The sequence below is a fragment of the Streptomyces sp. XY431 genome, from assembly GCF_001279805.1.
In the GTDB taxonomy this organism is placed as follows: domain Bacteria; phylum Actinomycetota; class Actinomycetes; order Streptomycetales; family Streptomycetaceae; genus Kitasatospora; species Kitasatospora purpeofusca.
Map to the genome: position 1 here is coordinate 35,229 of NZ_LGDO01000070.1, position 20,142 is coordinate 55,370.

Here is a 20,142-nt window from a genome sequence, read left to right on the forward strand (position 1 = left end):
ACGACCGCGGCTCGAATTTACCCGCCAGTGCCACGCCGTACCACGGACGGGAAGAAGCCATGACCACCGCCGCCGCGCCACCCCGGGTGCCGGAAGCCATCCACCGCCGCCGCTGGGCGATCCTGGGCACCCTGGTGCTCGCCCTGCTCGTCGTCGTCCTCGACAACTCGATCCTCAACGTCGCGATGAAGACCATCGCCTCCCCGGCGCCCACCGGCATCGGCGCCAGCCAGAGCGACCTGGAATGGTCGATCAACTCGTACACCCTGGTCTTCGCCGGACTGCTGTTCACCTCCGGACTGCTGGGCGACCGGTTCGGCCGCAAGCGGGCCCTGCTGGCCGGCATGGTCGTCTTCGGCCTCGCCTCGCTGCTCTCCGCGCTCGCCTCCACACCGGGCGAACTGATCGGCTACCGCGCCCTGATGGGCGTCGGCGGGGCGCTGGCCATGCCGGCCACGCTCGCCATCATCATGAACGTCTTCGAGCGCGCCGAGCAGCCCAAGGCGATCGGCATCTGGGCCGGCGCGGTCGGGCTCGCGATCGCGATCGGCCCGATCACCGGCGGCCTGCTGATCGAGCACTTCTGGTGGGGCTCGGTCTTCCTGGTCAACGTGCCGATCGTGATCGTCGCGGTGATCGCGATGGCCCTGCTCGTCCCGGAGTCCAAGGACCCCAAGCCGGGCCGGATGGACCCGGTCGGCGTGCTGCTCTCCATCATCGGCCTGGTGGCGCTGATCTACGGCATCATCAAGGGCGGCGAGCTGGCGGACTTCACCGCCGTCGCGGCCTGGGGTCCGGTGCTGCTCGGCCTGGTGGCGCTGACCGCCTTCGTGGTCTTCGAGCGCCGCACCGCGCACCCCGCGCTGGACGTCGACTGGTTCCGCGACAAGGTGTTCAGCGCCTCGGTGGTGGTGATCGGCGTGGTGTTCTTCGCGCTGATGGGCGTCTCGTTCTTCGGCGTCTTCTACACCCAGAGCGTGCGCGGCTACAGCGCCCTGGAGGCCGGTGTGCTGATGCTGCCGCTGGCCGCCGCCCAGCTGGTCTTCGCCCCACGCGCCCGGCTGGTGGTCGACCGCTTCGGCGTCCGCGCCACCTGCGCCGCCGGCATGGTGTTCATCGCGGTCGGCTTCCTCGGCTACCTGCTGCTGAGCGCCACCACCCCGATCTGGGTGCTGGTCGTGCTCGGCCTGCTGATGGGCACCGGCATGGCGCACGTCATGCCGCCGATCACGGTCGCGATCATGGGCTCGCTGCCGCGCGAGAAGGCCGGCGCCGGCTCGGCCGTCAACAACACCTTCCGCCAGGTCGGCGGCTCGCTCGGGGTCGCGGTGCTCGGCGCCGTGCTCTCCACCGTCTACCGCGACGGGGTCTCCGACAAGCTCGCCCAGCTGCCCACCCCGGAGCTGCGGGAGAAGGCGGGCGAGTCGCTGGAGGCCACCATGGCCGTCGCCGCGCGACTCGGCGAGCGGGGCAAGGAACTGATCGGCCCGGCCAACGACTCCTTCATCCACGCGATGCACGTGGTGGCCGGGCTCTCCGCCGGGATCACCGCGGCCGGCGCCCTGCTGGCCTGGTTCCTGCTGCCCGGCAAGGTGCCGGCCGGCGGTCCGGGCGCCGGCCCCGCCGGCGGTCCCGCCGGCCCCGGTGCGGCGGCGGACGCGGCCGAGCACGGCGAGCGGGCCGGCGCGGCCCTCCGTAAGGCGGCCGCGGACGTCTGACCGGCGGCCGGGCTGAGCGAGAATGGGGCCCTGTCGCCGGGAGGACTGCCGGCGACAGGGCCCACGAGCGCGTGCGACCCCCGCCCCACTCTCCGGGCGGGGGCTCCACAACCGGGAGATGCGAGATGAAGACCGACCCGACGGCCGCGCCGCCGCCCTGCACCGGCCCGCGCCGCGGCAGGCCCCGCAGCGAGGCCGCCGAACAGGCGATCTTCGCCGGCGTCGAGGAACTGATGGCGGCCGGCACCAGCCTGGCGGAACTGACCATCGAGGGCATCGCCACCGCCGCCGGCGTCGGCAAGGCCACCATCTACCGGCGCTGGCCCAACAAGGAGGCCCTGCTGATCGACATGGTCAGCAGACTGGAGGAGCCGCTCCCCGAGACCACCGGGTCGATCCGCGGCGACCTCGTCGCGATGATCGAGTACATGCGGCTGCGCGGCCTGGCCAAGCGCTCCCGCTGGGTGCTCAAGGCCGCGCTCGGCCAGATGCACAGCTGGCCCGAGCTGCACGCCGCCTACCGCGAACGGGTGATCGCACCCCGCCGGGAGGCCGCCCGCCAGGTGATCCGGCGCGGCCTCGCCGGCGGCGAGCTGCGCGCCGACCTCGACGAGGAACTGCTCGGCGATCTGCTGATCGGCCCGATCCTCGCCCGCAGCGTGCTCTGGGACGACTCCGACCTCGACGACCCGCAGCTCGCCGAGCGGATGGTCGACGCCCTCCTCGGCGGCGTCGCGGGCCCCGCCCTCCGGCCCGCCCGGGCCTGACCGGACGGCACTCCCGCAGCGCCCCGCAGTTGTTCCACGCCCCCCCGGTCGGCCCTCCCGTCGGCATCGCCGCAGGCCGGGAGGCGGTTGTGGCCCGGCCGGCCGCGCAGTGGCCTGGCTCACCAACCGGGCCACGCCGGAACCCCGGTCGCCCGGCCGGGCGTCTGTCCCGACATAGGCTGGGCCGGAATCCGACCGAACCGGCACAGGTCCGGCACGCCCTCCGCCAGCAGGCGGCGGCGCACGCGGACGGACAGACGGCGCGAACGACGGGAGTCACGGATGGCGCAGGCGGACAGGGCGGACCGGGTGTCCCCGGCAGAGGCCGGCGACCCGGGATCCGGCCGACGCCCGGCCGGGTTCCTCGGCGTGCGCGACTGGGGCCGGGACGCCCGGGGCAGCACCACCTGGTGGCGCGGCCTCGTGCTCGCCGTCCTGGCCCTGCTCCTCGGTGCCCTGCTGGCCTTCCACGCCGAGGTGCCGAACAGCGTCGGCAACCTCGGCAGCCTGCTGGAGACCTTCCTGCCCTGGGTGGGGCTGGCGGTGCCGGTCCTGCTCGTCCCCGCCCTGCTGCGCCGCTCCGCCACCGCGCTGCTCGCGCTGCTGGTGCCGGTGGCGATCTGGGCCAACATGTTCGGCGGCCTGCTCACCGACAAGAGCGGCGGCACCGGCGACTTCACCGTGGTCAGCCACAACGTGGCCGCCGCCAACACCGACCCCCGGAGCACCGTCCGGATGCTGGAGAAGTCCGGGGCGCAGATCGTCGCGCTCCAGGAGCTGGCCGGCCGGCCGCTGCGTGCCCTGGAGTCCGGGCTGGCCGCGAGCTACCCGTACCACGTGGTGGAGGGCACGGTCGGGCTCTGGTCCAAGTACCCGATCGGCGACGCCTCGGTGGTGGACATCAAGATGGGCTGGACCAGGGCGTTCCGGGCCGAGGTGACCACCCCGAAGGGCCCGCTCGCGGTGTACGTCGCCCATCTGCCGTCGGTCCGGCTCAAGGCCGAGGGCGGCTTCACCGTCAACCAGCGGGACGTCAGCGCCCAGGCGCTCGGCGACGCCGTCGAGGCCGAGCCGCTGAAGAAGGTGCTGCTGCTCGGCGACCTCAACGGCACCATGAACGACCGCAGCCTGGCGCCGATCACCTCGCAGATGCGCTCGGCCCAGGGCGCGGCCGGGGACGGCTTCGGCTTCAGCTGGCCGGCGTCCTTCCCGATGGCCAGGATCGACCAGATCATGAGCAAGGGCGGACTGGAGCCCACCGACTCGCGGACCCTGGAGCGGGACGGCAGCGACCACCTCGCGGTGGCCGCCACCTACCGGTACCGGTGAGCGGCCGGGTTGTTCCGGCAGCCTGAAGCTTGTCCCGGACCTTCCGGAACAAGCTTCAGCCCTGGCGCCAGCGGTTGGTGATCGGCAGCCGGCGGTCCCGGCCGAAGCCCTTGGCCGAGATCTTCGGGCCCGGCGGGTACTGCCGCCGCTTGTACTCGGCGGTGTCGACCAGCCGCACCACCCGGTCCACCACGGCCGGGTCGAAGCCGGCCGCCACGATCGCGTCCCGGCCCTGGTCGCCCTCGACGTAGAGGTCGAGGACGGTGTCCAGCAGGTCGTAGTCCGGCAGCGAGTCGGTGTCCTTCTGGTCCGGCCGCAGCTCGGCGGACGGCGGCTTGACGATGGTGTTCTCCGGGATCGGCGGCACCGCGCCGAGCCGTTCGGCCTCCTCGTTGCGCCAGCGGGCGAGCCGGAAGACCAGCGACTTGTAGACGTCCTTGATCGGGCCGTAGGCGCCGACCGAGTCGCCGTACAGGGTCGAGTAGCCGACCGCCAGCTCGCTCTTGTTGCCGGGCGCGAGCACGATGTGCCCCTCCTGGTTGGAGATCGCCATCAGCAGGGTGCCGCGCAGCCGGGACTGGAGGTTCTCCTCCGCCAGTCCGGTCAGTTCGGTGGCGGCCACGTAGGCGTCGAACATCGGGGCGATCGACACCGTGCGGAAGTTCAGCCCGGTGCGGTGGGCCAGCTCGGCCGCGTCGTCCCGGGAGTGCTGCGAGGAGTAGCGGCTCGGCATCGAGACGCAGTACACGTTCTCGGCGCCGATCGCGTCCACCGCGAGGGCGGCCACCACGGCCGAGTCGATGCCGCCGGACAGGCCGATCAGCACCGAGCGGAAGCCGTTCTTGCGCACGTACGCCCGGGTGCCGGAGACCAGCGCGGACCAGATCTCGGCCTCGTCGGCGATCCGCGGCGCCACCTCGGCCCGCCTGGGCTCGGCGGGCGGGTCGGCGGGCTCGCCGCCCAGCTCGGTGCGGACCAGGTGCAGTCCGTCGGCGAGCAGCAGCCCGTCGGTGTGGTCGCTGCCGGCGGCCGGCAGGTCGAGGTCCAGCACCAGCAGGTGCTCCTCGAACTGCGGCGAGCGGGCCAGCACCTCGCCGTCCGGGGCGACCACGATCGAGTCGCCGTCGAAGACCAGCTCGTCCTGGCCGCCGACCATGTTCACGTAGGCGAGCGCGCAGCCGGCCTCGGCGGCCCGGCGCCGCACCAGCTCCAGCCGGGCGTCGTCCTTGTTCCGCTCGTACGGCGAGCCGTTGACCACCAGCAGCAGGCCGGCCCCGGCCTCGCGGGCGGCGGTCACCCGGCCGCCGTCCTGCCAGATGTCCTCGCAGATCGCCAGCGCGACGTCCACCCCGTGCACCCGGACCACCGGCAGCTGGTCGCCGGGGACGAACCAGCGGTACTCGTCGAACACGCCGTAGTTCGGCAGGTGGTGCTTGGCGAACCGGGTCGCGACCTCGCCGCGGAACAGCACCGCGGCGCAGTTCTGCGGGGAGCCGGCCGGCCGGCCGAAGCGCGGCGAGGCCTGCTCCGAGCGGCCCAGGTAGCCCACCACCACGGGCACCTCGCCGAGCCCCTCCGCGGCGAGCCGCCCGGCCAGCTCGGTCAGCCCGGACCGCGACGCCTCGACGAAGGAGCGGCGCAGCGCGAGGTCCTCGACCGGGTAGCCGGTCAGGGCCATCTCGGGGAACGCGACCAGCTGCGCACCGGCCTCGACGGCCTGCCTGGTCCAGTGCACCACCCCATCGCTGTTGCGCGCGATGTCACCGACCCACGGGTCGGTCTGGCAGAGGGCGAGACGGAGATTGGGCATGCCACCGAGTCTAATCGTCGATCTGACGAAATGTCTCGGCCGGGGTCGCCACTGCCTCCGGCGGCCGTGATCCGCCATGATGGGGAGCAGTCGCTGCCGGGGTGGTTTCCGGGCGTAACACGAACGTAAAGAGCAGAGGTGAGACTGTCCCCATGGGCAAGCAGCAGGAGTTCGTGCTTCGGACGCTCGAAGAGCGTGACATCCGGTTCGTCCGGCTGTGGTTCACCGATGTCCTGGGGTTCCTCAAGTCGGTCGCCGTGGCGCCGGCCGAGCTGGAGCAGGCGTTCGAGGAGGGCATCGGCTTCGACGGCTCGGCGATCGAGGGATTCGCCCGGGTGTACGAGTCCGACATGATCGCGAAGCCGGACCCGACCACCTTCCAGATCCTGCCGTGGCGCTCGGAGACCCCGGGCACCGCCCGGATGTTCTGCGACATCCTGATGCCGGACGGCTCGCCCTCCTACGCCGACCCGAGGTTCGTGCTGAAGCGCACCCTGGAGAAGGCCTCCGCCCAGGGCTTCACCTTCTACACCCACCCCGAGATCGAGTTCTTCCTGCTGAAGAACCTGCCCGGCGACGGCACCGCGCCGATCCCCGCCGACCACTCCGGCTACTTCGACCACACCCCGCGCGGGGTGGGCCACGACTTCCGCCGCCAGGCGATCACCATGCTGGAGTCGATGGGCATCTCGGTGGAGTTCTCCCACCACGAGGGCGCCCCCGGGCAGCAGGAGATCGACCTGCGCTACGCCGACGCGCTCTCCACGGCCGACAACATCATGACCTTCCGGCTGGTGATGAAGGAGGTCGCGCTGGAGCAGGGCGTGCACGCCAGCTTCATGCCCAAGCCGTTCTCCGACCACCCCGGCTCGGGCATGCACACCCACCTCTCGCTGTTCGAGGGCGACCGCAACGCCTTCCACGAGTCGGGCGCCGAGTACCAGCTCTCCAAGGTCGGCCGCTCCTTCATCGCGGGCCTGCTGCGCCACGCCGCCGAGACCGCCGCCGTCACCAACCAGTGGGTGAACTCCTACAAGCGGATCTGGGGCGGCTCCCAGCGCACCGCCGGCGCCGGCGGCGAGGCCCCGTCGTACATCTGCTGGGGCCACAACAACCGCTCCGCGCTGATCCGGGTCCCGATGTACAAGCCGGGCAAGCAGGGCTCCACCCGGGTCGAGGTCCGCTCCCTGGACACCGGCTGCAACCCCTACCTGGCCTACGCCGTCACCCTGGCGGCCGGCCTCAAGGGCATCGAGGAGGGCTACGAGCTCCCGCCGGGCGCCGACGACGACGTGTGGGCCCTCACCGACCCCGAGCGCCGCGCCCTCGGCATCCAGCCGATGCCGCAGAACCTGGGCGAGGCGATCGACCTGATGCAGCGCAGCGAGCTGGTGGCGGAGACCCTCGGCGAGCACGTCTTCGACTTCTTCCTGCGCAACAAGAAGCAGGAGTGGGAGGAGTACCGCTCCGAGGTCACCCCCTTCGAGCTGCGCAAGAACCTCCAGGTGCTGTAGGGGATCCCGCCGCAGAAGACTGACACCGCGTCAAGCACCACCGGGCCCGCCGTCGTTCCAATGGATGACGGCGGGCCCGCCGTTTGGGTTGGCGCGTCCTCTGATGGCGGTACGTGAGGAGATTGTGACGTTGCGTTGTGATCCGATAAGCGTGATCAATCCCCTCCCCCCTGAGAGGACCTCATGCCCTCCTCCACCGTCAGCCGCGCCGCCGCCGTCCGTACCCTCGCCCGTCGGATCGGGATCACCGGTGTCGCCGTCGCCGCCGTCGCCGGACAGCTGCTCTCCGCCCCGATCGCGGACGCCCGCGGCTCGGGCCCCAAGGGCCCGCAGCAGCGTGCCGACACCATCGTCTCGAACCCGCTGCCGTTCAAGACGCGCTTCCAGGGCGACTTCCACGGCTCCGTCACGCGGATCAGCAACTCCCTGATGACCTGCGACGAGACCCAGCCGCCGGTCGACCCGGCGCAGCCGGCGTGCGTGGACGCCCGGACCGGCGCGGGCAGCCGGCCGATCAACAACAACTACCAGATGAAGTACATCAACATCGATCCGGGCAGCGTCGGCCCGCTCGGTGACGAGATCTACTCGGCCAGCTCGGCCGACCTCGGGCTGCTGGAAGGCTCCAAGGTCAAGTACGCCCGGCTGTACTGGGGCGGCACCCGGGGCATCGGCGACACCGTCCTGCCGGAGAGCCAGATCGACGAGATCTACCTGAAGGTGCCGGGCGAGAACCAGTACCGCAACATCGCCAACGACCAGCCGTCCATCGGCTACATCACCACCACCGAGGAGAGCAGCTACCAGGCCTCCGCCGACATCACCGACCTGGTGAAGGCCGCCGGCAACGGCACCTACACCGCCGCCAACATGGACTCGGTGGTGAAGCCGCACAGCTGGGGCGGCTGGTCGATCGTGGTGGCGTACGAGAACGACTGCAAGCCGCTGCGCCACGTCCACATCTGGGACGGCTTCCAGGTGGAGCTGCCGGACAGCCCGGCCCGCGAGTTCAACCTCGACGGGCTGCAGACCCCGGCCACCGGGCAGGTCGCCGGCAAGCTCGGCTTCATCGTCTACGACGGCGACCTGAAGTGGACCGGGGACACCCTGGCGATGAAGTCCACCAACGGGCCGGAGTCGATCTTCACGGACGTCAACCACGCCTCCAACGACGCGTTCAACTCCACCATCGAGGAGCTGTCCCCGGCGGACCAGTTCGTCCGCAACCCGTACAACCGCAACAACTTCGGGTACGACTCCAACCGCTGGGACATCTCGCCGTTCCTGCGCAACGGGGACACCGACATCACCATCAAGTTCGACACCGACAAGGACGGCTACGACCTCGGTGTCTTCTACGCCTACGTGAACCTGGACGGCTCGTTGGAGGGCTGACCGCCCGGCACCGACCGGCGCCGCTGCCGCACCACCCGCACCGGGGGGTGCGGCAGCGGCGTTCCGGCGTTCCGGGGCGCCCCGCGCAGCAGCCGCTCGCAGGGGCGCTCCACCCACCGGTGCAGGGCGCCCGCCACGGCCAGCGTCCCGGCGGCGAGCAGCAGGTCGACGGCGAGCAGCGCGAGCGTCCCGGTCGGTCGGCCGGCCGTCCACAGCCAGCAGCGGATGCCGATCTCGTGCACCAGGTACCAGGAGTAGGACCACTCGCCGAGGAGCACCGCCGTCCGCCCGGAGAGCAGCCGGGGCGCCGTGCCCGCCGTGTCCCGCCGGGCGGCGGCCACCAGCAGCGCCGCGAACAGCGGGGCCGGGAACAGCTGCGAGGCGCTGTACGGGCCCCACCACAGGGCGTCGGGGACGGCCGCGTGCCAGGGCACCAGCAGGAGGTGCCAGCCGGCCACCGCCGCCGCGGCCGCGCCGAGCCGCACCCGGGGGAGCAGCCCGTGCCGGGCGGCCAGCCCGGTGACCACCCCGAGCACGAACTGCGGGGTGCGGGTCAGCGGCAGGTAGTCCAGCAGCCAGCCGCGCAGGGCGGGATCGGCGGGCAGCAGCGCGCCCGCCGCCCAGAGCACCGGACCGAGCGCGGCGCAGGCCGCCGCCAGCGGCAGCCAGCTCCGCCGGCGCGGGGCCAGCAGCCGCAGCAGGGCCGGGAACAGCAGGTAGAACCAGGCCTCGGCGCCCAGCGACCAGGCGGCCGGATTGCCGCCGAAGACCGTGCCCGGCGCCCAGGCGTGCAGCAACGGCAGCGACCAGAGCACGGCCGCCAGCGGGACGGCCAGCCCCAGGGCGGCGTTCGCGCCCAGCGACAGCGCGGTGGTCAGCGCGTGCAGCGGCCAGATCCGGGCGAACCGGCGCCGGGCGAAGGACCGGGCGGTGGCCGGCGAGCCCTCGTACGTCCAGGCGAGGACGAAGCCGGAGAGGACGAAGAAGAAGGTGACCCCCGAACGTCCGTACCAGGAGAGCGGGCCGAGCAGCGGCAGCTCGCCGAGCTTGCGCGCCAGGTGGTAGAGCACCACCAGCAGCGCGGCCCAGAAGCGCAGCCCGGTGAGCGAGGGCAGACGGCCGGGCATCGGACCCTCCGGGGCGGCGACGGGGAGGAGGCGGGGAGCGGACGTCCGGTGAACGAGCGCGGCGGGCGCGGGGTCACGGACGGGTGACACCGGTGTCCGCCCGGTGGTCACGCCCGGGCGCGCCGCGCCGGGGACGCGTAGCCTGCTGGGGCGGACGGGGGCGGACGGACGGAGGGGCGATGGCGGTGGAGGAACAGCGGGCCGGCAGCCGGGTGAGCCGACCGGAGACCAGACTGGCGCGGCGGGGGTTCACCGACCCCGGCAAGGCGCTGCGGCTGCTCGCCGAACCGGCCCTGGACGGGCTGGCCGCGGACCCGGTGCTGCTCGACGCGCTCGCCGCCACCGCCGACCCCGACCTCGCCCTGCTCGGCCTGTCCCGGCTGCTGGAGGCCGCCGAGGAGACCGACCGGCACACCCTGCGCGACACCCTGACCACCTCCAAGCCGCTGCGCGACCGGCTGCTCGGTGTGCTCGGCGCGTCCACCGCGCTCGCCGACCACCTCGCCAGGCACCCGCACGACTGGCACGTCCTGGTCACCTTCGAGCTGCGCGACATGCACCCCGGCCCGGCGGACTTCCGCCGGGCGCTCGCCGAGGCGGTCGCCGCCGACCCCACCGGCCGCCCGGCCGACGCGCTGCGGGTCGGCTACCGCCGCTGCCTGCTGGCGGTCGCCGCCCGCGACCTGACCGGCACCACCGACCTCGCCCAGACCGCCGCCGAACTCGCCGACCTGGCGGGCGCCACCCTCCAGACCGCCCTCGACCTGGCCGCCGCACAGGACCCGGAGGCCGCCGCCGACTGCCGGCTCGCCGTCATCGGCATGGGCAAGTGCGGCGGCCGCGAGCTCAACTACGTCTCCGACGTCGACGTCATCTTCGTCGCGGAGCCGCGCGAGGGCGTCGAGGAGCACCGGGCGGTCAAGGCCGCCACCCGGCTGGCCGCCGCGCTCACCCGGCTCTGCGCCGACACCACCGGCGAGGGCACCATCTGGCCGGTGGACGCCAATCTGCGCCCCGAGGGCCGCAACGGCCCGCTGGTCCGCACCCTGGCCAGCCACCTCGCCTACTACCGGCGCTGGGCCAAGACCTGGGAGTTCCAGGCGCTGCTCAAGGCCCGCCCGGTGGCCGGCGACGCCGAGCTCGGGGAGGCGTACATCGCCGAGCTGGCGCCGATGGTCTGGCAGGCCGCCGCCCGGGAGAACTTCGTCACCGATGTGCAGCAGATGCGCCGCCGGGTGATCGACTCGATCCCCGCCACCGAGCTGGACCGCCAGCTCAAGCTGGGCCCCGGCGGACTGCGCGACGTCGAGTTCTCCGTCCAGCTGCTCCAGCTGGTGCACGGCCGCACCGACGAGGCGCTGCGCAGCGGCAACACCCTGGAGGCGCTGGCCGCGCTCTCCCGCGGCGGCTACGTGGGCCGCGCCGACGCCGCCTCGCTGGACGCCGCCTACCGGTTCCTGCGCTCGCTGGAGCACCGCATCCAGCTGCACCGGCTGCGCCGCACCCATCTGATGCCCACCGACGAGGAGGACCAGCGCCGACTGGCGCGCTCGCTCGCGCCGCTGATCAACGACGACACCAGGGCCGACCCGGTCGCCGCGCTGCGGCGGGAGTGGAAGCGGCACGCCGTCGAGGTGCGCCGGCTGCACGAGAAGCTGTTCTACCGGCCGCTGCTGGACGCCGTCGCCGAGCTGCCGCCGGGCGCGGCGGGCCTGCGCCAGGACGCGGCCCGGGCCCGGCTGGAGGCGCTGGGCTACGCCGACCCGGCCGCCGCGCTGCGGCACCTGAGCGCGCTCGCCGCCGGGGTCAGCCGCAAGGCGGCGATCCAGCGCACCCTGCTGCCGGTGCTGCTCGGCTGGTTCGCCGACTCCGCCGACCCGGACGCCGGACTGCTCAACTTCCGCCAGGTCTCCGACGCGCTCGGCCGCACCCCCTGGTACCTGCGGCTGCTGCGCGACGAGAGCGCCGCCGCCGAGCAGCTGGCGCGGGTCCTGTCGGCCGGGCGGCTCGCCCCCGACCTGCTGCTGCGGGCACCGGAGGCGGTCGCCATGCTCGGCGACCCGCAAGGGCTGGTGCCGCGCGGGCGGCCCGCGCTGGAGCAGGAGGTGCTGGCCGCCGTCCGCCGGGCCGACTCGGTGGCCGGCGCGGTGGCGGCGGTGCGCTCGGTGCGCCGCCGGGAGCTGTTCCGCACCGCCGCCGCCGATGTGCTCGGGCGGCTCGGCGAGGACCCGGCGCAGGCGCTGGACACCGCCGGCGAGGCGCTCACCGCGCTCAACGCGGCCACGCTGCAGGGCGCGCTGCGGGCCTGCGTGGCCGGCTGGGAGGCCCGCAACGGCGAGCTGCCGACCCGGATCGCGGTGATCGCGATGGGCCGGTTCGGCGGGCACGAGCTGGGCTACGGCTCGGACGCGGACGTGCTCTTCGTCCACGAGCCGGTGCTCGGCTCGCTGGAGGAGGACGCCGCCCGGGCTGCCCAGGCGGTCTGCCACGAGCTGCGCACCCTGCTGGCCGCGCCGTCCACCGAGCCGCCGCTGGAGGTGGACGCCGACCTGCGGCCGGAGGGGCGCAACGGCCCGCTGGTGCGCTCGCTCGCCTCGTACACGGCGTACTACCGCCGCTGGTCGCACGCCTGGGAGAGCCAGGCGCTGCTGCGGGCCGAGCCGGTGGCCGGGGACCCGGAGCTGGGGGAGCGGTTCCGGCAGCTGGTCGACCCGCTGCGCTTCCCCGGTGCGGGGGTGCCCGAGCGGGACGTGCTGGAGATCCGCCGGATCAAGGCCAGGATCGAGGCGGAGCGGCTGCCGCGCGGCGCCGATCCGACCACCCACACCAAGATCGGCCGGGGCGGGCTGGCGGACGTCGAGTGGACCGTGCAGCTGTTCCAGCTGCGGCACGGGCACGAGCTGCCGGGGCTGCGCACCACCCGGACCAGGGCGGCGCTGGCGGCGGCGGTCGAGGCCGGGCTGGTCGGGGCGGAGGACGCGGAGGTGCTGGACGCGGCCTGGGTGCTGGCCTCCCGGGTGCGTTCGGCGGTGATGCTGGTGCGCGGCCGGCCGGGCGACTCCTTCCCGGCGGACACCCGGGAGCTGGCCGGGGTGGCCCGCTACCTGGGGTACGGGGCCGGGCACAGCGGTGAGCTGGTGGACGACTACCGGCGCACCACCCGGCGGGCCCGGTCGGTGGTGGAGCGGCTGTTCTACGGCTGACACGTGGGATACGCCGAGAGGGGCCCCGGTCGCCCGGGGCCCCTCTCCGCGTGTCCCGTCCTGGTTCGCGGCCTCAGCGGCGCGCGCTGCTCACCGCGGGCTCGCTCCACTGCTCGGGCACCGTGACCGGCTCGGCCGGCAGCTCCCGGGCGGGCACCTGCGGGAGCCGGTAGATCCAGGAGTGGTAGAGCCAGCCGGCGGTGAGGAAGCCCACCAGCAGGCACAGCAGGCCGCCGACGGCGTCCATCCAGAAGTGGTTGGCGGTGGCGACGATCACCACCAGGGTGGCCACCGGGTAGAGCAGGCCGAGCACCCGGACCCAGGTCCGGCGGGCCAGGAAGAAGATGGTCAGACCGCACCACGTCGACCAGCCGATGTGCATCGAGGGCATCGCGGCGAACTGGTTGGAGACATGGGTGGCCGGGCCGGAGGCCATCGAGCCCCAGGTGCCGTGCGTCTTCACGGTGTCGATGAAGCCGCCGTCGGTCATCAGCCGGGGCGGGGCCAGCGGGAAGAAGTAGAAGCCGACCAGCGCGATCGCGGTGGTGACGAACAGCACCGTGCGGGTCGCGGCGTAGCGGCCGGGGTGCCACCGGTAGAGCCAGACCAGGACGCCGATGGTCACCACGAAGTGCAGCGTCGCGTAGTAGTAGTTCATCCCGGTGATCAGCCAGCCGACGCTGTCGACCGCGTGGTTGACCGAGCGCTCGACGGCGACGCCGAGGGACTGCTCGAGGTCCCAGATCCAGCCGGCGTGCTTCTGCGCGATCGTCTCCTGCTCGGGGACGGCGTTGCGCACCAGGGAGTAGATCCAGTAGCTGATGCCGATCAGTGCCAGCTCGAACCAGAGTCTCGGCCGCGCGGGCGACCTGCGCTGCTCGCGGACGCGGTCACGCAGGGCCGCGGTTCGGGTGCGGGCCGCAAGGGTGGCTCCGTCGGGCATGCGGCCGCCGTTCTGCTGGATCTCGGTCGGTTCCCCCATGGACGAGAAGTCTGCCAGACGTCCCGTAGCCGTCTGCTCATCCTCCGGAAGTGGATTCTTCACCGGCTGTCCCCCTTCAGAGGTAGGGGGGTGGCTCCCACCGGGGGAGGGGGTGCGGACGGATCTGGGGTCAACCGGTGGGACGGGCATACGTCCCATTGTCACGCCGGACAGGCGGGGCGGCGCAATCGGGGGTGGCAGCGCGGGACCGGGGCGTATTTTCCCCGACCGAAACGCTTTCTGCATCTTGCTGAAACATATTGCAGGCCGCTAGCGTCTCGGCCACCCGACCACCCCATGACCCCGTATACCCGCGCAAGGGAGCCTTCAGTGGCCGAAGTCCCGCCCCGCCGCCGGCGGAGCACCCCTCGCAGACCCGGCCGGACGGCGGTGCTCCTCGCTGCCGCGCTCACCGCCGCCACCCTCGGCACCGCCGGACCGGCCGCGCTCGCCGCCGCCCCGCCCGGCCCGCCTTCGGACGCCGCGCTGGCCGCCACCGCCGGACGGCACGACCTCACCCGCGAGCAGTTCTACTTCGTCCTGCCGGACCGCTTCGCCAACGGCGACCGGGGCAACGACACCGGCGGCATCACCGGTACCCGCCTGGACCACGGCCTCGACCCGGCCGACAAGGGCTTCTACCACGGCGGCGACCTCGCCGGGCTGATCCAGCGGCTCGACTACATCCAGGACCTCGGCACCACCGCGATCTGGATGGCGCCGATCTTCACCAACAAGCCGGTCCAGGGCACGGGGGACGCCGCCAGCGCGGGCTACCACGGCTACTGGATCACCGACTTCACCCGGGTCGACCCGCACTTCGGCACCAACGAGCAGTTGAAGGAGCTGATAGCCAAGGCCCACGCCCGGGGCATCAAGGTCTTCTTCGACGTCATCACCAACCACACCGCCGACGTCATCGACTACCAGCAGAAGCAGTACGGCTACCGCAGCACCGGCGCCTATCCGGTGCTGGACGCCGACGGCAACCCCGTCGACGAGACCGCGCTCGCCGACGCCGCGTCCGCCTGGCCGAAGCTGACCAAGGACTCGTTCCCCTACAGCCCGGTGTTCCGCAAGCCCTCCGACGCCACCGCCAAGACCCCGGCCTGGCTCAACGACCCCGCGCTCTACCACAACCGGGGCGACTCCACCTTCGCCGGCGAGTCCGCCACCGAGGGCGACTTCTCCGGCCTCGACGACCTCGACACCCAGAACCCCAAGGTGGTCAAGGGCTTCGAGAAGGTGTACCAGCAGTGGGTCGAGGAGGCCGGCGTCGACGGCTTCCGGATCGACACCGTCAAGCACGTCAACATGGCCTTCTGGCAGCAGTGGGCACCCGCGCTCAAGGAGTTCGCCGCCAAGCGGGGCAACAAGAAGTTCTTCATGTTCGGCGAGGTCTACTCCGGCGACCCGGCCGTCACCGCGCCCTACGTCACCAAGGGCCGGCTCCAGGCCACCCTCGACTTCCCGTTCCAGAACGCCGCCCGCTCCTACGCCTCCCAGGGCGGCTCGGCGCGCGGCCTCGCCGACGTCTACGGCCAGGACCACCGCTACACCACCGCCGACACCGACGCCTACGAGCTGCCGACCTTCCTCGGCAACCACGACATGGGCCGGTTCGGCTCCTTCCTGCTCGCCGACAACCCGGGCGCCGACGAGGCCACCCTGCTGCGCAAGGACCGGCTCGGCAACGAGCTGATGTTCCTCACCCGCGGCCAGCCCGTCGTCTACTACGGCGACGAGCAGGGCTTCACCGGCGCCGGCGGCGACAAGGACGCCCGCCAGGACGTCTTCGCCTCGCAGACCGCCTCCTACAACACCGACCGGGTGCTCGGCGGCCCCACCGGCCCCGCCGACCGGTACGGGCGGGACGGCGAGCTGTACCGGGGCATCGCCGGCCTGGCGAAGCTGCGCCGCGACCACCCCGCCCTCGCCGACGGCGCCCAGATCGAGCGGTACGCCGCCGACGGCCCGGGCGTCTACGCCTTCTCCCGGATCGACGCCGGACAGCAGGTCGAGTACCTGGTCGCGGTCAACAACGCCGCCGAGCCGAAGACCGTCACCCTGGACACCTTCTCGGCCGGCCAGGGCTTCGACCGGATCTACCCGGCCGCGGGCGAGCGGACCACCAGCGGCGCCGACCGCAGGGTCACCGTCACCGTGCCGGCGCTCTCCTCGGTCGTCCTCAAGGCCGCCGGGAAGCTCGCCCCGGCCGCCGCCGCGCCCGCCGTCACCCTGCGCGCGCCCGCCGACGGCTCCACCGGCACCGTCACCGTCGGCGCGGACGTGCCCGGCGGCGGCTTCGGCCGGGTCTCCTTCGCCGCCCAGGTCGGCGACCGGCCCTGGCAGGTGCTCGGCACCTCGGACACCGGCCGCTACGCCGTCACCCAGGACCTCGCCGGCGTCGCCCCCGGCACGCCCGTCCGTTACAAGGCCGTCGTCCAGGACGCCGCCGGCCGGCTGAGCTCCGCCACCGGCGGCTTCACCACCGGCACCCCGGCCCCGAAGCCGGTCCCCAGTGCCGCGGCCCGCCCGTACGCCGTCGTCCACTACCAGCGCAAGAACGGCGACTACGACGGCTGGAACCTCTACGCCTGGGGCGACCTCGCCGACGGCGAGGCCACCCCGTGGCCGGCCGGCCACGGATTCACCGGCCGGGACGCCTACGGCGCCTTCGCCTACGTGAAGCTGAAGCCCGGCGCCTCCGACCTCGGCTTCATCGTGGAGAAGGACGGGGTCAAGGACGTCGACGCCGATCGCCACCTCGACCTCGGCGCCACCGGCGAGGTCTGGCTCAAGGAGGGCGACCCCACCGTCCTGACCGCGAACCCGGGCCCGGTGAACACCCAGCCGCCCGCCACCGCGGTGATCCACTACAACCGGGCCGACGGGAACTACGACGGCTGGGGCCTGCACGACTGGACCGGCGCCGCCAGCCCCACCGACTGGGGCAACCCGCTGCTGCCGGTCCGCCGGGACGCCTTCGGCGCCGTCTTCGAGGTGCCGCTCGCCCCCGGCGCGACCAGCCTCAGCTACATCCTGCACAAGGGCAACGACAAGGACCTGCCCGCCGACCAGTCGCTCGACCTGGCCGGCACCGGTCGCGAGGTCTGGATCCTCGGCGGCCGCGAGGGCTACCTGCTGCCGCAGACCGCCGGCGCCTCCTCCCAGCTGGACCCGACCTCCGCCAGGGCCCAGTGGATCGACGCGCGCACCGTCGTCGTTCCGCCCGGGTACGGCGCCGGGGACGCCGCCCTCGCCGCCGGCACCAGCGCCCAGCTGGTGTACGACCCGGCCGGCGGCATCCGGGCCGACCGGGGCACGCTGACCGCGCCCGGCCGGTGGATCCGGCTGGAGCCCGCCCCCGGCGGGCTGACCGGCGCCCAGAAGGCGGCCTTCCCGCACCTGGCCGGCTACCGCGCCTTCACCGTGGACACGCGCGACGCCGCCCGGGTGCCCGAAGCCCTGCGCGGCCAGCTGCTGTTCACCGAGCACCTGCCGAGCGGCGCCGTGCTGGCCGCCACCGGCGTGCAGATCCCCGGGGTGCTCGACGACCTGTACGCCCGCCGCACCGGCCGGGTCGACTTCGGACCCGCGTACTACAACGGCAAGGTCGCGCTCTCGCTCTGGGCGCCGACCGCGCAGGAGGTCTCCGTCCAGGTCTTCGACACCGCCACCGGCGGCACCCCGAGGACCCTGCCGCTGAAGCGCGACGAGGAGACCGGCGTCTGGGAGGTGGTCCGGGACCGGGCCGAACTCGACGGCAAGTACTACCTGTACCAGGTGAAGGTCTGGGCGCCGACGGTCCAGCAGCTGGTGGTCAACACCGTCACCGACCCGTACTCCGTCGCCCTCTCCACCGACTCCCGGCGCAGCCTGGTCGCCGACCTCTCCGCGAAGGCGCTCAAGCCGCCGGGCTGGGAGGACCACGCCGTCCCGCCGGCCGTCCCGCTCGGGCGGGAGCAGATCCAGGAGCTGCACGTCCGCGACTTCTCCGTCGCCGACGGCACCGTCCCGGCCGCCGAGCGCGGCACCTACCTGGCCTTCACCGAGTCCGAGGCGGCCGGTGCGAAGCACCTGCGCGAGCTGGCCGCGGCCGGGGTCACCACGATCCACCTGCTGCCGACCTTCGACATCGCCACCGTCAGGGAGAACCGGGCCGAGCAGCGGCTGCCCGCCTGCGACCTCGCCGCCCTGGCCGCCGACAGCGACAAGCAGCAGGAGTGCGTGGCGGCCGTCGCCGCCCAGGACGCCTACAACTGGGGCTACGACCCGCTCCACTACAACGTGCCGGAGGGCTCCTACGCCACCGACCCCGAAGGGACCGCGCGCACCGTGCAGTTCCGGCGGATGGTGCAGGCGATCCACGCGGCCGGCCTGCGGGTGGTGCTCGACGTCGTCTACAACCACACCGCCGCGAGCGGCCAGGCCGAGCACTCGGTGCTGGACCGGGTCGTCCCCGGCTACTACCAGCGGCTGGACGCCAACGGAAAGGTGACCACCGACAGTTGCTGCGCCGACACCGCGCCCGAGCACGCCATGATGAACCGCCTGGTGGTCGACTCCGTCACCACCTGGGCGCGCGAGTACAAGGTGGACGGCTTCCGCTTCGACCTCATGGGCCTGGACCCGAAGTCCACCATGCTGGACGTGCAGGCCGCGCTGCGCCGGATGACGCCGGACTCGGACGGCGTGGACGGGAAGAACGTCCTGCTCTACGGCGAGGGCTGGAACTTCGGCGTGGTGGCGGACGACGCCCGGTTCGAGCAGGCCACCCAGCGGAACATGGCCGGCACCGGCATCGCCACCTTCGACGACCGGTTCCGGGACTCCGCGCGCGGCGGCAACTTCCAGCTCTCCTCGGCGCCCCAGCAGGGCTTCGCCTCGGGCCTGTTCACCGACCCGAACGGCTCGGCCGCCAACGGCACCCCGGAGCAGCAGAAGGCCCGGCTGCTCCAGCAGACGGACCGGCTCAAGGTGGGGCTGACCGGCAACCTGGCCGGCTACTCCTTCACCGACAGCTCCGGACGGACTGTCACCGGCAAGGACGTCGACTACAACGGCGCCCCGACCGGCTACGCGGCCCGGCCCGGTGAGGCCCTCGCCTACGTGGACGCGCACGACAACGCCGATCTGTTCGACGCGCTGGCGTACAAGCTGCCGGCCGGCACCGCGCCCGCCGACCGGGCCCGGATGCAGGCGCTGGCACTCGCGCTGCCTACGCTGTCGCAGGGCCCCGGCTTCGTCCAGGCGGGCAGCGACCTGCTGCGTTCCAAGTCGCTGGACGCCAACTCCTACGACTCCGGCGACTGGTTCAACGCGATCCACTGGGACCCGCGGGACGGCAACGGCTGGGGCCGGGGGCTGCCGCCGGCCGCGGACAACAAGGAGCTGTGGCCCACCGCCAAGGCCCTGCTGGCGGATCCGCGGCTGACCGTGGGCCCCGCCGACATCGCGGCGGCGGGCGCGCAGTACCAGGACTTCCTGCGGATCAAGCGCTCCTCGCCGCTGTTCGCGCTGCCGACCCTGGCGGCCGTGCAGCAGCGGCTCGGCTATCCGCTGTCGGGCACGCCCGGCGAGGTCCCGGGGGTGCTCACCCTGCACCTGGACGGCACCGGGCTGCCGGGTGCGGAGAAGGGGATCACGGTGGTGTTCAACGCGACGCCGACCGAGCGGAGCCAGACCGTCGGCGCGCTCGCCGGGACGGCCCAGGCGCTCCACCCGGTCCAGGCCGGCGGCGCCGACCCGGTGGTGAAGCGGTCCGGCTTCGCCGCGGCGACCGGGACCTTCACCGTGCCGGGCCGCACGGTGGCGGTGTTCGTGCAGGGCTGACGGAGTGTCGTCGACCGGGCCCCGTTCCGTCACCACGGAGCGGGGCCCGGGACTGATCCACAGGGTTTTCGGTTCCATTCAATGTATGGAGTTGGCCGGAAACCGCCCCTGGCACGGCCGGAAAGGGGAGGTGCCGCCCCCGTCGGGGCCCGGAGCGGGTCCTGCGGGCCGGGCCCGCGCCCTGAGCGCTGGTCAGTGCCTGCGGGGGGTGACCAAACCTTTTGGCAGATATGAAAACGATCGTCGGATGTTCGCACGGGCGTAACACTCCTGAGCATCCGGCAGATGTACGGGCCGGTAGCTAATCGGCCAATCCGTGGCATGCATCTGTCATTAACGGCTCGTTTGCTGCCACGATTCCTCCGGCTGCAGACGAGGGGGCCCCACCCCCCGGTGCAGCTGTCCGAGGTCAGGAACAGCGCGATCCCCCCTGCCGAAACGCTTGACCACCTTGCTCCGCAA

10 protein-coding genes are annotated in these 20,142 nt (G+C 73.0%); 7 read left to right on the forward strand and 3 right to left on the reverse strand.

Features of this window, described 5'->3' with window-relative positions; translation table 11 throughout:
* The first annotated feature begins 59 nt into the window (after positions 1-59).
* The 3 genes from ADK60_RS10405 (at position 60) to ADK60_RS10415 (ending at position 3,814) form a co-directional block, all read left to right on the forward strand.
* Positions 60-1,718 (forward strand): MFS transporter, encoded by a 1,659-nt coding sequence (locus ADK60_RS10405; RefSeq protein WP_053645074.1) that lies wholly within the window; start codon positions 60-62, stop codon positions 1,716-1,718.
* Positions 1,719-1,843: 125 nt separating this feature from the next.
* The gene (locus ADK60_RS10410) at positions 1,844-2,485 is read left to right on the forward strand and encodes a TetR/AcrR family transcriptional regulator (protein WP_045940435.1); all 642 of its coding nucleotides are present in this window, start codon (positions 1,844-1,846) and stop codon (positions 2,483-2,485) included.
* 282 nt (positions 2,486-2,767) lie between these two features.
* Positions 2,768-3,814, forward strand: a complete 1,047-nt coding sequence (locus ADK60_RS10415) for an endonuclease/exonuclease/phosphatase family protein (protein WP_053645076.1) — start codon at positions 2,768-2,770, stop codon at positions 3,812-3,814.
* 55 nt (positions 3,815-3,869) lie between these two features.
* Here ADK60_RS10415 and ADK60_RS10420 read toward each other — a convergent pair whose 3' ends face one another.
* Positions 3,870-5,624, reverse strand: a complete 1,755-nt coding sequence (locus ADK60_RS10420) for an NAD+ synthase (protein ID WP_053645078.1) — start codon at positions 5,622-5,624, stop codon at positions 3,870-3,872.
* 152 nt (positions 5,625-5,776) lie between these two features.
* Between ADK60_RS10420 and glnA2 the strand changes: the two genes are divergently transcribed.
* The gene (gene glnA2, locus ADK60_RS10425; RefSeq protein WP_030391579.1) at positions 5,777-7,138 is read left to right on the forward strand and encodes a gamma-glutamylpolyamine synthetase GlnA2; all 1,362 of its coding nucleotides are present in this window, start codon (positions 5,777-5,779) and stop codon (positions 7,136-7,138) included.
* Between the two features lie 183 nt (positions 7,139-7,321).
* Entirely contained in the window at positions 7,322-8,533 is a 1,212-nt protein-coding gene (locus tag ADK60_RS10430; RefSeq protein ID WP_053645080.1) for a hypothetical protein, read from the forward strand.
* Here the strand turns inward: ADK60_RS10430 and ADK60_RS10435 are convergent.
* Positions 8,500-9,660: an acyltransferase family protein gene (locus ADK60_RS10435; protein ID WP_053645082.1), complete on the reverse strand. Its 1,161-nt coding sequence runs from the start codon at positions 9,658-9,660 to the stop codon at positions 8,500-8,502. The two genes, ADK60_RS10430 and ADK60_RS10435, sit on opposite strands and share 34 nt — an antisense overlap.
* A 179-nt stretch (positions 9,661-9,839) precedes the next feature.
* Here ADK60_RS10435 and ADK60_RS10440 point away from each other — a divergent pair, with 179 nt between their 5' ends.
* Positions 9,840-12,863, forward strand: coding sequence for a bifunctional [glutamine synthetase] adenylyltransferase/[glutamine synthetase]-adenylyl-L-tyrosine phosphorylase (locus ADK60_RS10440; protein ID WP_053645084.1), 3,024 nt, complete (start codon positions 9,840-9,842; stop codon positions 12,861-12,863).
* Positions 12,864-12,936: 73 nt separating this feature from the next.
* Here ADK60_RS10440 and ADK60_RS10445 read toward each other — a convergent pair whose 3' ends face one another.
* Positions 12,937-13,845 (reverse strand): phosphatase PAP2 family protein, encoded by a 909-nt coding sequence (locus ADK60_RS10445; RefSeq protein WP_052709125.1) that lies wholly within the window; start codon positions 13,843-13,845, stop codon positions 12,937-12,939.
* A 330-nt stretch (positions 13,846-14,175) separates the two neighbouring features.
* Between ADK60_RS10445 and pulA the strand changes: the two genes are divergently transcribed.
* Positions 14,176-19,680, forward strand: coding sequence for a pullulanase-type alpha-1,6-glucosidase (pulA, locus tag ADK60_RS10450; RefSeq protein WP_502687413.1), 5,505 nt, complete (start codon positions 14,176-14,178; stop codon positions 19,678-19,680).
* The last annotated feature ends 462 nt before the right edge of the window (positions 19,681-20,142 follow it).

What these genes read in the sequence shown, in the direction of transcription:
- ADK60_RS10405 (WP_053645074.1), top strand. Translation starts at nt 60, where the DNA reads ATGACCACCGCCGCCGCGCCACCCCGGGTGCCGGAAGCCATCCACCGC.
- ADK60_RS10410 (WP_045940435.1), top strand. Translation starts at nt 1,844, where the DNA reads ATGAAGACCGACCCGACGGCCGCGCCGCCGCCCTGCACCGGCCCGCGC.
- ADK60_RS10415 (WP_053645076.1), top strand. Translation starts at nt 2,768, where the DNA reads ATGGCGCAGGCGGACAGGGCGGACCGGGTGTCCCCGGCAGAGGCCGGC.
- ADK60_RS10420 (WP_053645078.1), bottom strand. Translation starts at nt 5,624, where the DNA reads ATGCCCAATCTCCGTCTCGCCCTCTGCCAGACCGACCCGTGGGTCGGT.
- glnA2 (WP_030391579.1), top strand. Translation starts at nt 5,777, where the DNA reads ATGGGCAAGCAGCAGGAGTTCGTGCTTCGGACGCTCGAAGAGCGTGAC.
- ADK60_RS10430 (WP_053645080.1), top strand. Translation starts at nt 7,322, where the DNA reads ATGCCCTCCTCCACCGTCAGCCGCGCCGCCGCCGTCCGTACCCTCGCC.
- ADK60_RS10435 (WP_053645082.1), bottom strand. Translation starts at nt 9,660, where the DNA reads ATGCCCGGCCGTCTGCCCTCGCTCACCGGGCTGCGCTTCTGGGCCGCG.
- ADK60_RS10440 (WP_053645084.1), top strand. Translation starts at nt 9,840, where the DNA reads ATGGCGGTGGAGGAACAGCGGGCCGGCAGCCGGGTGAGCCGACCGGAG.
- ADK60_RS10445 (WP_052709125.1), bottom strand. Translation starts at nt 13,845, where the DNA reads ATGGGGGAACCGACCGAGATCCAGCAGAACGGCGGCCGCATGCCCGAC.